Raw genomic sequence first — 14,359 nt, forward strand, 5'->3', positions numbered from 1 at the left:
TCATGAAGAAAATTTTATGTGCAGTCACAGCTGCCCTTGTACTTGGCGGTTGCGGTGAATCCAAAGTGAACGTGAGCTATAAAGTGGACGCCCCTGTTGTGGTGGAACTTTATGCCGAAGGATATTTTTCGACAATTGACCTGAAGGGTAACGAACAGATGGGAACGGTGACGGCCGCTTATGCGAACCTGACATATTCCAATGCAGGCGATACCTTGAAGGTGCACCGCGATTACGTGATGGACAAGTCTCGCGGATACTTGAAGAACTACATGCCTTCGGAACTGGCTTGGCGCGTTAAGTCTGTGGATGTGGCTGCCATTGATCGCGAAGTGAAGACGATTGAAGGCCTTGAAGATGGATACGATTCCCTGCTTGCCCGAATCCCGATGCCTGAAGTGTGGCGTAAGCAACTTTTGAATCCGGATTACAAGCCGCATTTGAAACGCCTGGAAAAGCACCGCTGGGAAATGGACCACATGCTTTTGGGCGAAGTGCCGACCAAGGGTAACATTACGCAGATGCTCAAGGATCAGGGACGCTTGAACTTTGCCTTGATTCAGGTGGACTCCGTGGTGGTGAAGGGCTTTGAAAATCGCGACCATCGTCGCTGCCTGGATTACATTGTGTACTTGCAGGAAAAGGAAAGTTTCCCGTATTATATTTGGGAACAGCATGTGAATAGTGGCATTGTCCCCGAAGAATTCAAGAAGTACAATAAGGGACTCAAGGCGGAATACCAGACTCAGTTTGAAGTGATGATTGACCCGACGACGGGTGTTCCCTGCCAGGAACGTGAAGTCAAGGTCGGTACGCACACGATGGTGAATCCCGACACGAAGGACACGACGACCTTCAAGAGCCTGATAACGCTCGAAAGACTGTATACGATCAAGAAACCGGAAGAGAATGAATAATTAGTGATGTGAGATGTGTAATTATTAATTGTTCATTATTCATTTCACATTTCACATTTTAATGGCCTATGCGTAAGTTTTTTTGTGTACAATTGTTTTTCCTTGTGGCTCTTGCCATGGTGGGCTGTGCCACGCATCCGTCGCCGCAACAGACGATGGTTGATGACCGTTATATGGTCTATAAGGAAATGGAAAAGGCGTACCGTGAAGCCGAAGAAGATTACCTGAACTTGCTCTTTAATATCGAGCGTATGCCCGAAGAAGAAGAGTTGTGGATCATGAAGCGTGACAAGATGCTTGAGCTGATGCAGCTGAAGGAACTCATGCTGAATGCCCGCAACGAACTGGACCAGGCCATGCAGGAATGGGAACGGCATATGCTGGACTTGCAGGCTGAACAGAAGAAGGCGCAGGTCAAGCCCTATAATCCGAATTTTACGGGTAAAGATGGCCAGCGCACAAGTCCGGGACAGTTGCTACCCGGCGAAGTCAAGCCCAAACAAAAATACGGCGAACTCTAGCTCGCCGCAGATCCTGCTACAAATTCCTGGCTTACTGCCAGCTGTTTATGACTACATCGCAAGGCGAGAGTCGCGGACAAACCGAAGGCTTGTACATGACCGAGCCTCAGATGTAGCGGTTAATAGTTGGCTATTGCCAACTATTGACAAACCCCATTCCAATGGAGAACTTGATTCTCGTGGGTGCGATGCTTTCGGGAATTGCCGGAAGGTCAATCGGCGTGAGCTTTTCGCCGCCGTGCAGGTTCTCGTCTTCGCCGATACGGCTCAGGCCGCGGGCGAGCGTAAGCGAGATGTCGAACGGCACGCTGTAGAAGATTCGGTTGCTCATGCGGAAGGTGAGGCCCACGGAGCGGTCCCAGAAACGGTGGTCGGTGAGCTTGTCGGTGTCAAACCACTTGCCGTTCCAGGCGGCACCCATTTGCGAGAACAAGTCGATGTAGAAACTGCGGGTTTCGAAGATCCAAGCGCTCTTACGCCAATCGTCGTACACAGGGTACAGGTAATGGAGTTCGGCGATGGCGGTGCGCATGCCGGCGAGCGTGTAGTTTTCGGCGTTGCGCAAGTAGGGATAGCCTTCGAGGAATAGAGCGTCGTAGTAGTAAGAGTCGAGAGTGTCTTGCTTGGCGTCGGTGCTCCACTTGTACACGCCAGCGATTTTTCCGCCGGCCGCAAGGCGGGCGCCAGTGAGCGGGCTCTGGATGCTACCGTAAAGATTCAGGCCGACTTCGTTGATGTGGAAGTTGCGGTACTTGGGCGTGATTTTGCCGTTAGAGTTGACCGTAAAGCTTTCGGCGAATGTTCCCGGGCGGTACAAGTCGGAATTGGAGGACTGCAAGTAGAGACGCATCCCGTTGCCTTGGCCGTTGATTTCGGAGCCTTCGGCATGGTCGCCATAAAGGCCGAGGGCGATAAGCATGCTCAAGCGTTTCTGGTAAGTCCAGTCAAAGTTGCTTTCGTAGAGGTTGAAGTTTGCCCAGTCGTAGCCGACCGCGACTTGCAAGGTGTCGATGCTCTTGAAGATGCTGTAACCAGCGCCAGCCATAATGGCCTGCATCGGAATGGCGTAGTGGGTGATGCCGATGCTGTCGCCACCGTTGGCACGTACATCTTCGTAGCGGAGCGTGTCCTTGCTGGTGTAGTTGGCGTAGGTGTAGCTGAGCGAGAGGTCAATAGGCGTGCTCTTGTTTTCCCAGGAAACGAAGAATTCTTTTTCTTGTTCGGGATTGAGACCATCGCCGTTAATGTAGTCAATGCCGTTGCCGAGTTCCAGCAAGAATCCGATTTGTACGGTGTTCTTCTTGAGTGCGTCGCTGATGATGGCGGCAAGGCCCGCCTTGACTTTGAGCTTGCCGTCTCCAAAGACGGTGAGGTCGGGAGCATTTTCGCTGAATACAAGCATCGGAACAAATAGCGGAATGTTCGGGATGGGCTTGTAGTCGCGCTCGATGCCGGCGAATTCAATGTCGGCAATTTCAAGAGGCTTTTCTGTGCGGGCGGGAAGTGTGCCGCGAAGAGTAATCTGGGCGTCCGCAGGTTTTTGCGTGACTGTGCGTGTAGTGTCTGAAATTTTCAGAACGGAATCGCGGAGGGCAACGGCGGGAATTTTTTTGCAAGAGTCGCTTGCTGTAGAATCTTCGCAATTCCATGTGGTGTCTGCAACTTGAATAACGCTGTCGCGCTCGGTCACGGTTACGGTGGTGTCGTTGACCATCGGGGTTGCGCCGTAGGCCATTTTATAGAGCGAGAAACCGTCCTTGTCGTATTCGGTAAAGTAGAGCGTGTCGCCTGCAAGGGCCGGAGTGAATGCGCCGCCGAGCACATTTGTGAGCGGGCGCTCGGCACCTGTCGAAAGAGTCTTTTCGAAAAGGTTGAAGATTCCGTTTCGGTTGCTTGCGAAAACAATTTTGTCGTCGTTAATCCAGTTTACATCGCGTTCGTCAAAGCCTTCGGTTGAGACAATCTTGAAATTCTTGCCGTCGCTATCGATGATGGCGATGCCGCGGGTCTTATCGTCAAAGAATCCGAAAGCGATGCGCTTGCCGTCGGGGCTGAACTTGGGACTGTAAATATTGTAGTAGTCAAATTTGGAATCCGGTACAAAGAGGTCTACCGGATCTTCAGAGGTGTAATCCTTGATGTCTTTCGGGTACGGAACCTTGGCGAGTTTGAAGCGCGTGCTGTAGGGCTCACGCATGGCGAAGATGACTGTGGAACCTTGCTTGTCGATGGCCGGATACACGGCGTCGGCAAGGTAGGTGACTGTTACAGAATTCTTGTTGGTGTCGCTTACGGCGATGTCAAAGTGGGCATGGCCATCTTTGTCGCGGTTCTGGTAGCTTACGTAAGCGAGCATCGGGCCTTGCACGCTGTCTTCGAAAATATCGATGCCCTTGTCAAGCCAGGGCTTTTTGAGTTTGAATCCGTGCTTAGCGTAGTCGCCAATTTCAATCGTAGAATCTGCGGCTTCGTTTTCGACGGTGATTTCGCCGATTTCAACGCCATCGACAACTTCGTCCTTCTTGCTTGTGTCTTTAGGCTCTAGCGGCATCTTGAAAAGTCCGCCGTCGAACCAGAGCCCGCCAAAGTTTGAAACGCCGTAAAGGTTTTTGCCAGCGACCACCGGGAAGTCTTGCCAGAAGGATCCTTCGGTCATCTTGGTGCCTTCCACAAGCGTGCCCAGGGAATCGCGTTGAGCCTTGTATTGTTCGGTAATGGCTTTTTTCCAGTTGTCGTAGAGTTCCTGTTCGCTTATGCCGAGAACCTTCTTGATGGCGCCGTCGAGCGTGAGCCTGTTGTACTTGGACATTTCGTGCCAAATTTTAGGCATGGCGTCTTCGCCATAGGTGGCACTAATGTAGCGTACGAGCGAAAATCCCTGCGTGTAGGGACCAAGTTCGGCAAACAGCGAGTTGTCCGAAAAGTCGTGCATGTAGGGGAGTGTGAGGAGAGAGTCGTTCAGGGCGGCCACGCGAAGCAACATGTCGCGGTGGCTATCCCAAGCGTCAAAGCCCATGCGGCTCGATTCGTATTGCGCTGTACCTTCGGCAAGCCAGAGCGGCTGCAGCGTGAAGGGAATCATGCTTGCGAAATCTTGCGTGGTTCGTTCGTTGTAGTAGTCGGTATAGCTGACTTGCAGACCGTAAATGCTCGGTTTGAACTTGCTTGCGTTTTCGATACTGACCAAGTGGCTGAATTCGTGGGTGACCACGTCGGAAAGCCAGCCGTGGCTGCTGCGGATTTTAAAGTCCCAGTTGGTGAGCCAAAGGTTAATCGAGTTTTCGCTCGGAATGGCGTTGCCGTTACTGTAAAGGGCGTTGTTTAGCGTTGCGCTGACGCGGCCGGGTAAATCGTGATGGTAACGGCTTACGACAGAATCGTAGACCGCCTCGGCGTAGGCGGAAACTTTTGCAGCATGCGAACTGTATTCGGCCGGGTAAATAAAGTTGAAGTGGTCTGTGCTTGCTGCCTTCCAGCGAATGTCGCTATTGTTGCCATAAAAACCATTGGCAAAGGCTGCTCCAACACATAAAAATAAAAGGCTCGAAATAGACGCACGCATAGTGTTCAAAATATACAAAAAAGGGGGGTAAAAAAGCCGCGCAACCTGTAATGGTTGCGCGGCCCATGGAGCTAATGATGTTGAAGTTTATTATTCAGCGGCGCCGAGGCCAAGGGCCTTGTCGATACCGTCGATGAGCTTGGTTCCCTTGAGATCACCTTCGAACAGCGAGAAGTTGCCGGTGTAGCCCCAGTGGGTCCAAGGAATCTGGAGCGTGTCGCAGATTTCGCGCATGGCGGTCAGGTAGTTCAAGCGGTCCTGAGCCGTGGAGCGGAGGTTCAATGCGCCGAATTCGTTGATGATAACCGGAACATTGTTGGTTGCTGCCCACTTCTTGGCCTTGAGAATCTGTTCCATGATGGCTTCCTTACTGCCAGTCTTGTAGTAGTTCTTGATATTTGATTTTACGTAACTCTGAGTGCTCTTGGTGACACCGAAGTCGCCGGAAACCGTAGACCACTTGGCCGGATCGTAGGGGAACGGGATTCCCTTGATGGTGGCGTAGTCGGTCCAGGAACCACCCTGGTGGGTGAAGGCGAACGGTTCATAGGTGTGAATCACGTAGATGATGTTGTCGTCGGTGAACGGGGTGCGCTTGGCGAGCAAGCTGATAGAATACCACTGGGCATCACCAAAGAGAATCGTGTGTTTCTTGTCGACGCTGCGGATGGAATCAATCATGGCCTGTGCGGCAACGGTCCACTGGGCGGCGGTTACCTTACCTGCGCTCATGTCAGGTTCGTTCAGCAGTTCGAAGAAAATGTCTTCGCGAGTGTTTTCGGCATAGTGGGCGGCTACATGCTTCCAAGTTTCAGCCATCATTTGGATATACTTGTTATCCTTGGCGCTGGTAGCGTTGTAGCTATTGTCATATTCGTGGTAGTCAATCACGAACGAAATGCCATGTTTGCCGGTCCATTCTACGAAGGAATCGAGAACGGTGAAGAGTGTGCTGTCGTCAAAGGCGAGCTGGACGGTTCCCGTGGTATCCTTGACAAATTCGTCGCGGTTGGTGGCGTACAGGTCAAGGTCAATCGGCAAACGAAGGCTCTTGATACCGTTGTCGGCCAAAAGCTTGATGTCGGTTTCGTCAAAGACGAATTCCTTGAACTTGCCGTCGGCATTTTCGAGCCAGTTCGTGAAGTTGATACCCTTGTTCAGGTACTTCATGGCCTTTGCCTGCAGCGGGTTCGTGACCGTGATTTCGGCTTCGGTGAATTCGATCTTCGGAATGACCGGGTCGTTGATGGTCATGTCGGGCTTGTCCGCTTCGACTTCAGAAGTGTCTTGCAGGTAAATGTTGTCAATAAAGAGCGAATCGCTAGTGACCTTGGCGTTACCCTTGGCCTGGAAGCTGATTGCCTTGATGTGCTTGGCATCGAATGGGACTTCTACGCCCCAGCCGCCTTGGACCAAGTCCTTGAAGCGGATGACGGCCTGGGTCCAGGTGCGAGAGGCCTTGACCTTTGCCAGGTGAACGTCGTAGTCCGTGACATCGGAAATTTCGATATGGACTTCGTGTGCGCCACCCTTGTACCAGTAGGTAATGCCACCGAAACGACCGTTGGCATCGTCTTCGGCAACCTGAATGCCCCAACCCACATACGGGTCGTATGCGTATTCGCCCTTGTCGAGCGTGTAGTTGACTTGCAGGGCGTATTTAGAACCATTGTTAACGGCGCCGGCGATAATGTCACCGTCTTCGTTTACAGGGGTCGTGATGACAGAGGCTCCGTCGTTGTCGTTATCGTTATAAGTGTACCAATAGTTGTCGATGGTTGCAGAATGATTGTCGCCATCTTCGAAGTCGTCCACCAGGAGGCCCTTGCCTTCGGTAAGCGTGATGGGGCCTTCAGGCGGAAGGGTAGACGGATCCACAGTCGGATTTGTCGCTGCAGATGAATCGGTTGGATTAGTGGTAGAATCTGCCGGAACCGTGGTGGAATCCGTCGGAAGCGGGGTGGGTATAGTCGTCGAATCAGTCGGATTAACTGCCGGTTCGTCGGGGGCAGCCGACTTGCTGGAATCGTCGCCGCAGGCACTCAAGAAAAGAAGCGCTGCTGCAGAGAGTGCTAAACTTGATTTAGTTTTGAAATTCATGTGAACCTCATTGTGTTTGAAACCTTGGGTTGTCCCAATTCCCTTTTTGCCTTAAATCTATTATTAAATAGACAAAATGAACTTAGTAAATTGGCTTGTTTTTGCATGGGTGTATCGGGTGTGTTGCGTCTTTTGGGGCTTTTTTTTGCTATTATTTCGTTTAAATGCGCTTTTTTTCCGAGAAATACTACGAATCCATTTGCTTTGTCCGTAAGGAAAAGCCCGTGGATGTGTGTTGGGAATCACAGAAAAATCCGGATCGCCGTTATAAAGGTTGCAACCGAATCGACTTGCATCAAGGTGAAATTCCTGCATTCGGTTACGTGTCTGGCGATAATTTAAAACCGGTGGGCGTGTACGTTGTCGTGCGAGGCCGAAAGGTGCCCGATGGCGTTTATGCTTATGATGCTGTAGGCAAAAGCAAGGTTCCCGATGTGGTGGGGCAATTGGTTCGCGTGGGTGGCCGCGAAGAAATGAAAAAGATTGTGGTAGCCTTCCCGGACAAGGATTTTGCAGAAGAAGCGCCGCTGCTTTACATCTTTACAGGTCTTTTAGAACGTTCTGTTTGGCATTATAGAGAATCGGCTTATGCGCAGGTGATGCAAGATGTGGGCGCCTGTGCTGCAAGTGTCATGCTGCATTCAAAATCCAAGGGCGCCAAGGTTTTTGCGCTAAGTGGATTTGTGGATGACGAGATTGCGGTTGCGCTTGGCTTGCCCTCGACAGAGATTCCCTTGGCCGCTTTGGCGGTGTTCCCGGAATATAGCGAACTTGCGTTTGATTCGGTAGACGAAGGGGTTGGTGAAACGGCTTATTCCAACCGCAGCGAAATGGAACCGGATGTAGGCTACGATCCGGCCCGATACCCGGCTTTGTTCATGCGTCAGAACCGCGCCGAAAACATTACTGATCTTACGAAATGTATTCGCATTCGTAGACTTTCGGCCCAGGCGTATCCGGGCGAAGAATTCCCGCTGACGCCTGCCAAGTACGATGCGGCAAGCTATTTGAGCAAGCTTGAAGATATTGAAATGTCTTCGAGGAATCAGCACCCGTTTAGAAAAGTGGGTTTTGACCTGGATGATTTTTCGAGTATGCTCCGCTGGCTTGAAGTCGGGCAAATCAATTTGTTCGGTGCAGGGCTTCTAAAAATCTGGGTGATCTCCTTTGACGTGATGTTTGTGTACCCGGGTGTTTATCGCTATGTGCCTGTTCGCAAGTCGGTGTTTATGCAGTCGGCGATTTTGAATATCAAGAAGTTTGCCAAGTGCCATGCAGTGCCCGAAGTGGCCGAGAATACGGCGTTTGCACTCTTGCTTACGGCGGATTTAAACGAATCTTGCAATTTGCTTGGTGAACGTGCTTATCGCTACATGAATTTGAATGCGGGCTATTTAGCGCAATCAATGAACTTGTCGGGGCAAATGCTTCGCAAGGCGACTCGCTGTGAGCGGTTCTTCTATCACGATGAACTGAAAAAGTTGTGCGAAATCCCTGAAGGCGAAAGTATTATCGCTGAAATTCTGGTGGGAAAGGTCTAAAATCTTAAATCAGGCTGATGATAATCGGGGCGACGATGGCGGTAAATAAGCCCGCAACTCCGATAGAAAGGCTGCTCATGGCGCCTTGAACTTCACCCATTTCCATCGCCTTGGTGGTACCGAGTGCGTGGCTTGCGGTACCGATAGCGATTCCCTGGGCCACCTTGTGCTTGATGCGGCAGAATCTGCATACGGCAGGAGCGGCCACGGCGCCCGTGATTCCCGTGATGGTGATGGCAATAATGGTAACAGGCGGAATGCCGCCGATTTGTGCCGACACCACAGAACCCATAGGAATCGTGATAGATTTGGGCAAGAGCGAAAGCATGAGAGTGTCGCTCAGGCCAATGAGTTTGCTTGTGACTATCACGCAGGCAAGCGAGGTGAGACTGCCCGCAAAAATTCCGGCGAGAATCGGTTTCCAGAATTGTTTGAGCTTGGAAATTTGCCTATAGAGGGGGACAGCAAGTACTACGGTGGCGGGCGAAAGCATGACCGAGATATAGTCTCCGCCCACATTGTAGCTTTCGAGGCTGATTCCAGTAGTAAGCAGGAATCCGACAATCAGAATGTTTGCAATTAGCAGCGGGTTCAAGAAGGAATACTTGAATTTTTTGCTAATCGTAACGCCGATTTCGAAGGCGACGAGCGAAAGCAAAATTCCGAACAGGGGAGAATTGATGATGGCGTTCATTTTCCGCCCCCGTTTGATTCGTTATGGGATGTTCGCTTGGCAATGCGTTCTGCACGCAATGCCAAATTTTCGCGGTATTCCTGCTTGCGAATGAATAATTGCGTAATGCGGCCGCCAACGGCTATGGTGACGAGCGTGAAGGCGACGCACAAAAACAGGAGCAGGGGCCATTTTGAAAGGACTTCGTCGCCGACGGCCATGATGGCAATGCTCGGCGGTAAAAAGAAAAGCGCCAGGTGGTTCAGGAAAAAACTCGAGACGCCCGAAATCTGCTCCGGCTTGATTGCTTTTGTACAAAGTAATACGAGAAGTAGGACCATGCCGATAATGTTCCCCGGGAGGGGCACGCCTACGATGCGGTGGAGGAATTCCCCGGCGACGCAAATGGCGAAAATGACGGCAAGTTGGAGCGGTATTCTCATTTCGGGCGTAAATGTAGAAAAGTATATTCTATATTTCATGCTATGAAAATCGTATTTATGGGAACGCCGGAATTTGCGGCCTGTTTTTTGAAGCATCTCAAGGAATCTGATTTTGCAGACGTGGTGGCTGTGGTGACTCAGCCCGACAGGCCTGCAGGGCGCGGGCGCGTGTTAACGCCGCCGCCAGTCAAGCAACTGGCGCTCGAATACGGGCTCCCCGTACTCCAGCCGACTGATTTGAAGGCGCCCGAATTCGAGAGCGACCTGCGCGCTTTCGGTGCGGATTTGTTTGTGGTTGTTGCCTATTCGATTTTGCCGAAGAATATTTTGGCGGTTGCAAAGCATGGCGCTGTGAATGTACACGGCAGCTTGTTGCCCAAGTACCGCGGTGCTGCCCCTGTGCAGCGTGCGATTGCCGACGGCCTGCCTGAAACAGGCGTGACTGTTTTCCGCCTGGATGAAAAGATGGACCACGGTCCGATTCTTGCTCAGAAGACGGTGGTGATTGACCATCAGGATACGACCGCAAGCCTCTTGGAAAAGATGGTGGCGCCTGGCTGCGAAGCGCTGGACGATGCCATTCACCAGTTGCTCGAAGGCCGCGAAAAGGACTTGACGCAGGACCATGCACAGGCCAGTGGCGCTCCGAAGCTGAAAAAAGAAGAAGGCTTGATCGATTTCAATTTGCCCGCAAAGGTGATTCATGACCGCATTCGCGCCTTCAATCCGTGGCCGGGTGGCTATGGAAAGCTGGGTGGCCGTATGGTTTACTTGCGCAAGACGGACACTCCGGAGAATGGTCCGAAACTGGCCCCGGGCGCGGTGGAATTTAAGGATAACCGATTCTACGTGGGCACGGGCGAAGGCGTGCTTGAAGTGATTGAAATTCAGGCCGAAGGTAAGAAGCCGATGCCGGTGGCCGACTTTATGCGCGGAATCCAGAAGCGTGAAGGACTTTGCTTTTGCTAGATGAATCGCTGAAAGAGAGAATGGATGCGTTCCGCGTTCTTGTGCTTTGGCAGAAGGACGGTAGCTTTATCAAGGAAAGCGGACTTTCGCCTTTCGCGATGGAACTTGCCTTGGGCGTATGCCGTAGGCATTTGTATCTGCAATACTTTTTAAAAACTCTCGTAAAGAAAATGCCATCGCTTGAAGTGGCGACGGTGCTTGAGATGGGAATCTTCCAGATGTTCTTTATGGAAATCCCGGACCATGCTGCTGTTTCGACTAGCGTGGAGCTTGCGAAAGCGGCGAACCTTCAAGAAGGTTCTGCACGGCTTGTAAACGCCGTGCTGCATGCTGCGCGCAAGTCCGGGCTGCCGGCGCTCCCACCTCAAAAGGTGCGGCGCGTGTCTATCGAGAATTCGGTGCCCGAATGGCTGGTGCGCAGGTGGTTCGATATTTATGGCGGTACACGCGCCGAAGCGCTCGCCAAGGCGACGCTTGAGCGCCCTGTGGAATGGATTCGCGTGAATCAGCAAAAGACTTCGGCTCCGGTGCTCTCGCAAAAACTTGGAATCACGGGAGCAAGCATTCTTTATGACCGCTACATTCAAGTGCCTGCCGACGCAAAGCTCAAACCGATTCTGGAATCGGAATCTTTTACGAAGGGCGAATTCAGCATGCAGAATCCGTCTGCTTACGAAGTCGTGAAGCTTTTGGACTTGAAGCCGGGCCTTAAGGTTTGGGACGCGTGTGCGGCCCCTGGTGGTAAGGCAGCCCTTATGGCCGAGATGGATTCTTCGCTCGAAATTCTTGCTAGCGATGTGTCCGAAACTCGCGTACTTAAAATGCATGACCTTGTAGACCGATTGGGACTCACGAACGTCCGCGTCGAATGCATCGACGTTCTCGGGGGCGTTGCGGGCTCTCCCGCTAGAAGGGGTAGCGAGCAACGGAATCGTGCGAGCGAGGGGGAGGCTTCCCCCTTTGATAGAATTCTCCTCGACGTGCCTTGCAGCAACATGGGCGTGATTGCCCGCCGTCCGGAATCGGTTTACCGCATCACGCCGGAATCGGTCAAGGAACTGGCCGAATTGCAGTACTCCATTTTGCAGGCCGCCTCGGCAAAGCTTGCTCCGGGCGGAATTCTGGTGTATGCGACGTGCAGTCCGGACCCTGAAGAGACGACTAAAATTGTGAACCGATTCGTGAAAGAGAATTCTGAATTTGAAAAGTATGGGGATGCGGTGCTCCCGGGTGCCGAAGATTCCCGCTTTGACGGATTTTTTGCTCAGGCCTTGCGTCGAAAGTAAGTTGCCTAAAAAGAATAGGATTTTATGGGGATGCTGAAAAAATTTTTGTTGATGGTGGCTGGCTTTGCGCTTGCTGCATTGGCCCAAGAAGATTCGACCAAAGTCGAAGATATCGCGTTTTCCAAGGCGTACCTTGGAATTGAAGGCGGTGAAATTTATCCGTTCGGCGACTTGCTTGACGCTACTTACAACACGTTGTATGGCGGATTGAATTTCCGCTATTCGTATTGGAAGAACGTCGATGGCGTGGTGATGTTCCATTACGCGTATTTCAAGCCGCGTCCGGATGTGGTTCCTTACGACGGTGTGCACCAGGCTTCGGGTAAACTCGGACTTGATTGGAAGTTCCCCTTGATTCATCCGGTTGTCATTGGCGGCGGTTTTGCTTGCAACTGGACTCGTGCCGATTTGGATGACGATATAGTGAAAGACGAAATATACATGCAGCCGGGCGGAACATTGGGCGACAACGAAACGGAATTCGGTTGGTTCGCTCGCTTGAACGTGGTGCTTTGGAATTTTGAAAGGTATCGCGTGGGCTTTAATTTTATGTGGGAAGAAATTTGGACTTTGCCGAAGCGTTCTGATATGTTGTATGCGGGCATTTATGTAGAAAGGAAGCTTTGGTAATGAAAAATTGTTCTTTGATTTTGTCGCTTCTTTTGACTGCGGGCTTTGCCGCGGCTCAGGTTCCTGCTGAAATGGAAGGCATGGAATACGAAACCCGTGCTGATGGAACATTCTTGATTGGTGGACCGACTTTTGTATTTGATAGGCCTCTGGGCATGGGCGGTGTGCATTCGGAAAGTGAACTCTGGACCCCTGCCAAGTTGCGCGACCGCTTGCTGTTCAACCGCATGTCGGGCACGCCGACCTGGACTCCGCTTGAACCGGGTATTTGGATTAAGACTGGAAATGAACTGGGCGATCTGATTTACCAGGATTTTATTACCGAAGGTGGTGATCGGCCTGAAAACAGGACTCCGATTCTGGAAGGCGGTTTCCGCAGCCCGTCATATAAGGGCTTGTGGGCGACGGCGAGATTTTTCCAGGATGACCACTTTTGCAGTGGCTCCTATAATTACCGCCGTGACATGGTAGATGGCAACTACACTCATCTGGGTGCAAACTGGGCCATGTTCAGTACGGCGTATGGCGGCCTCGGTTACACGAACTCGCTGGTAAATGCATCGGTCTTGGCTGGCGAAGAATACTTGTGGACTTATACGGCAACCTCTCACTGGGTCCCGGCGCATTACAAACCTCGTGTAGAAGCGCGCGCCGATATCAAGGATTTGTCGCTGACGATTGCTTACGAAGATATCGAGTATGAAAATAGGCACAAGAAAGAAGATGGCGCTCGTAAAGAAGTGAATGGCTCCGTCTACTACAAGTGCGGCAAGGCCTGCGAAAAGGGAATTTTCCAGATTGGTGCCGGTATGGCATTCCGCGCGGTGGATGACGAAGGAGCGGTTTTCACTGAGCTTGAAGAAGATCGCGTGGCATGGCCGTTTATGGAACTGCGCGTGCAACCGGTGCAGCGTTTGACGGCAGATGTGACATTCGGTGTGAACGAACGCGATTGGCTTGTGCAGGACAGCATTCAGTTTGTGGCTCCGGCTCCCGAAAATATGGGCGTCGTGGTGGGCGTCAAGAATATTTCGGGTTCGCGCTTGAACCCGCTGGCCGATACCAAGGAATTTTACGATGGCCACGAAATTGATTTGACTGCCGATGGCCAGATGAACTTGATTCAGGTCTACGCTTCGTATGTGGATACGCTGGGAGGCTTTGTTTCTATCGGAGGCCGCGGAAGCCTTTGGGCGGAACATGGTGCCGAAACTTTCGATGCTGATGAATACGAATACCTCGAAAAATACTGGATGAATATTCGCTATGGCGGTGTCTCCCGTATTGATGATTGGATCAAGGGCGTGACGGCGGAATTGTGGCTGAATACCTGGTATCGCGACATGTTTAAATTTACGGCGATGGCAGGCTTTGAACACATTGAAGGTCCGGTGGACAATGCCGAAGTGACTCCGGCAGAATTCTACACGGGCTTTATGGGCGACTGGCTTTTGAATAAGACCTTCAAGATTAGCCATTCGTTACGCTACAGGAGCGATGCCAAGTGGAATTTGCGTAGCCAGAATCCGATGGTGGTGAAGGGCGACTGGACTTGGGACGCTTCGTTCTCGCAGATGTTCCCGAAGTATGGCATTACTCTGACGGGAACGCTCATGCATGTGCTTGCCGACGAAAACATGGAAACGGTGAACGGCGGCTATGACCGCATCCGCTTTATTTGTCAGGCTAAGAAGACGTTTTAGAAGAAGTAATTAAA

At 51.6% G+C, this 14,359-nt stretch carries 11 protein-coding genes; 7 read left to right on the plus strand and 4 right to left on the minus strand.

The features are described 5' to 3' along the window. The first annotated feature begins 2 nt into the window (after positions 1 to 2). Together QZN53_RS01025 and QZN53_RS01030 are read left to right on the plus strand one after the other, a co-directional pair. The gene (locus tag QZN53_RS01025; RefSeq protein ID WP_163436834.1) at positions 3 to 917 is read left to right on the plus strand and encodes a hypothetical protein; all 915 of its coding nucleotides are present in this window, start codon (positions 3 to 5) and stop codon (positions 915 to 917) included. Between the two features lie 68 nt (positions 918 to 985). Then, the gene (locus QZN53_RS01030) at positions 986 to 1,438 is read left to right on the plus strand and encodes a hypothetical protein (RefSeq protein WP_163436836.1); all 453 of its coding nucleotides are present in this window, start codon (positions 986 to 988) and stop codon (positions 1,436 to 1,438) included. Between the two features lie 130 nt (positions 1,439 to 1,568). Here the strand turns inward: QZN53_RS01030 and QZN53_RS01035 are convergent, their stop codons facing one another. After that, on the minus strand, positions 1,569 to 5,000 hold the full coding sequence (locus tag QZN53_RS01035; RefSeq protein WP_163436838.1) for a PD40 domain-containing protein: 3,432 nt from the start codon (positions 4,998 to 5,000) through the stop codon (positions 1,569 to 1,571). Between the two features lie 90 nt (positions 5,001 to 5,090). Beyond that, a complete protein-coding gene (locus QZN53_RS01040; protein WP_163436840.1) occupies positions 5,091 to 7,100 on the minus strand; it encodes a carbohydrate binding domain-containing protein in 2,010 nt (669 codons plus the stop codon). Between the two features lie 164 nt (positions 7,101 to 7,264). Between QZN53_RS01040 and QZN53_RS01045 the strand changes: the two genes are divergently transcribed. After that, the gene (locus tag QZN53_RS01045; protein WP_163436842.1) at positions 7,265 to 8,641 is read left to right on the plus strand and encodes a nitroreductase family protein; all 1,377 of its coding nucleotides are present in this window, start codon (positions 7,265 to 7,267) and stop codon (positions 8,639 to 8,641) included. Between the two features lie 4 nt (positions 8,642 to 8,645). On the opposite strand, the gene QZN53_RS01050 is transcribed toward QZN53_RS01045, so the two are convergent. Further along, positions 8,646 to 9,335: an LrgB family protein gene (locus tag QZN53_RS01050; RefSeq protein WP_294650962.1), complete on the minus strand. Its 690-nt coding sequence runs from the start codon at positions 9,333 to 9,335 to the stop codon at positions 8,646 to 8,648. Then, positions 9,332 to 9,757, minus strand: coding sequence for a CidA/LrgA family protein (locus tag QZN53_RS01055; RefSeq protein WP_163436844.1), 426 nt, complete (start codon positions 9,755 to 9,757; stop codon positions 9,332 to 9,334). The genes QZN53_RS01050 and QZN53_RS01055 overlap by 4 nt, the downstream gene beginning before the upstream one ends. 42 nt (positions 9,758 to 9,799) lie before the next feature. On the opposite strand from QZN53_RS01055, the gene fmt reads away from it, so the two are divergent. Genes fmt through QZN53_RS01075 form a run of 4 tightly spaced genes read left to right on the plus strand, consistent with a single transcriptional unit; the run spans position 9,800 to position 14,345 of the window. After that, positions 9,800 to 10,726, plus strand: a complete 927-nt coding sequence (gene fmt, locus QZN53_RS01060) for a methionyl-tRNA formyltransferase (protein ID WP_163436845.1) — start codon at positions 9,800 to 9,802, stop codon at positions 10,724 to 10,726. After that, positions 10,714 to 12,012 carry a transcription antitermination factor NusB gene (locus tag QZN53_RS01065; protein WP_294650967.1) on the plus strand — a complete coding sequence of 433 codons (1,299 nt, stop codon included), beginning with the start codon at positions 10,714 to 10,716 and terminating at the stop codon, positions 12,010 to 12,012. The genes fmt and QZN53_RS01065 overlap by 13 nt, the downstream gene beginning before the upstream one ends. A gap of 30 nt (positions 12,013 to 12,042) precedes the next feature. Beyond that, positions 12,043 to 12,642, plus strand: a complete 600-nt coding sequence (locus QZN53_RS01070) for a hypothetical protein (protein WP_163436847.1) — start codon at positions 12,043 to 12,045, stop codon at positions 12,640 to 12,642. Beyond that, a complete protein-coding gene (locus QZN53_RS01075; RefSeq protein ID WP_163436848.1) occupies positions 12,642 to 14,345 on the plus strand; it encodes a hypothetical protein in 1,704 nt (567 codons plus the stop codon). Before QZN53_RS01070 ends, QZN53_RS01075 begins: the two co-directional genes overlap by 1 nt. Positions 14,346 to 14,359: the final 14 nt, after the last annotated feature.

Source organism: uncultured Fibrobacter sp., assembly GCF_900316465.1.
In the GTDB taxonomy this organism is placed as follows: Bacteria; Fibrobacterota; Fibrobacteria; order Fibrobacterales; family Fibrobacteraceae; genus Fibrobacter.

Bases quoted from the DNA above. Each gene is read 5' to 3' on its own strand.
- QZN53_RS01025 (WP_163436834.1), top strand. From the start codon at position 3: ATGAAGAAAATTTTATGTGCAGTCACAGCTGCCCTTGTACTTGGCGGT.
- QZN53_RS01030 (WP_163436836.1), top strand. From the start codon at position 986: ATGCGTAAGTTTTTTTGTGTACAATTGTTTTTCCTTGTGGCTCTTGCC.
- QZN53_RS01035 (WP_163436838.1), bottom strand. From the start codon at position 5,000: ATGCGTGCGTCTATTTCGAGCCTTTTATTTTTATGTGTTGGAGCAGCC.
- QZN53_RS01040 (WP_163436840.1), bottom strand. From the start codon at position 7,100: ATGAATTTCAAAACTAAATCAAGTTTAGCACTCTCTGCAGCAGCGCTT.
- QZN53_RS01045 (WP_163436842.1), top strand. From the start codon at position 7,265: ATGCGCTTTTTTTCCGAGAAATACTACGAATCCATTTGCTTTGTCCGT.
- QZN53_RS01050 (WP_294650962.1), bottom strand. From the start codon at position 9,335: ATGAACGCCATCATCAATTCTCCCCTGTTCGGAATTTTGCTTTCGCTC.
- QZN53_RS01055 (WP_163436844.1), bottom strand. From the start codon at position 9,757: ATGAGAATACCGCTCCAACTTGCCGTCATTTTCGCCATTTGCGTCGCC.
- fmt (WP_163436845.1), top strand. From the start codon at position 9,800: ATGAAAATCGTATTTATGGGAACGCCGGAATTTGCGGCCTGTTTTTTG.
- QZN53_RS01070 (WP_163436847.1), top strand. From the start codon at position 12,043: ATGCTGAAAAAATTTTTGTTGATGGTGGCTGGCTTTGCGCTTGCTGCA.
- QZN53_RS01075 (WP_163436848.1), top strand. From the start codon at position 12,642: ATGAAAAATTGTTCTTTGATTTTGTCGCTTCTTTTGACTGCGGGCTTT.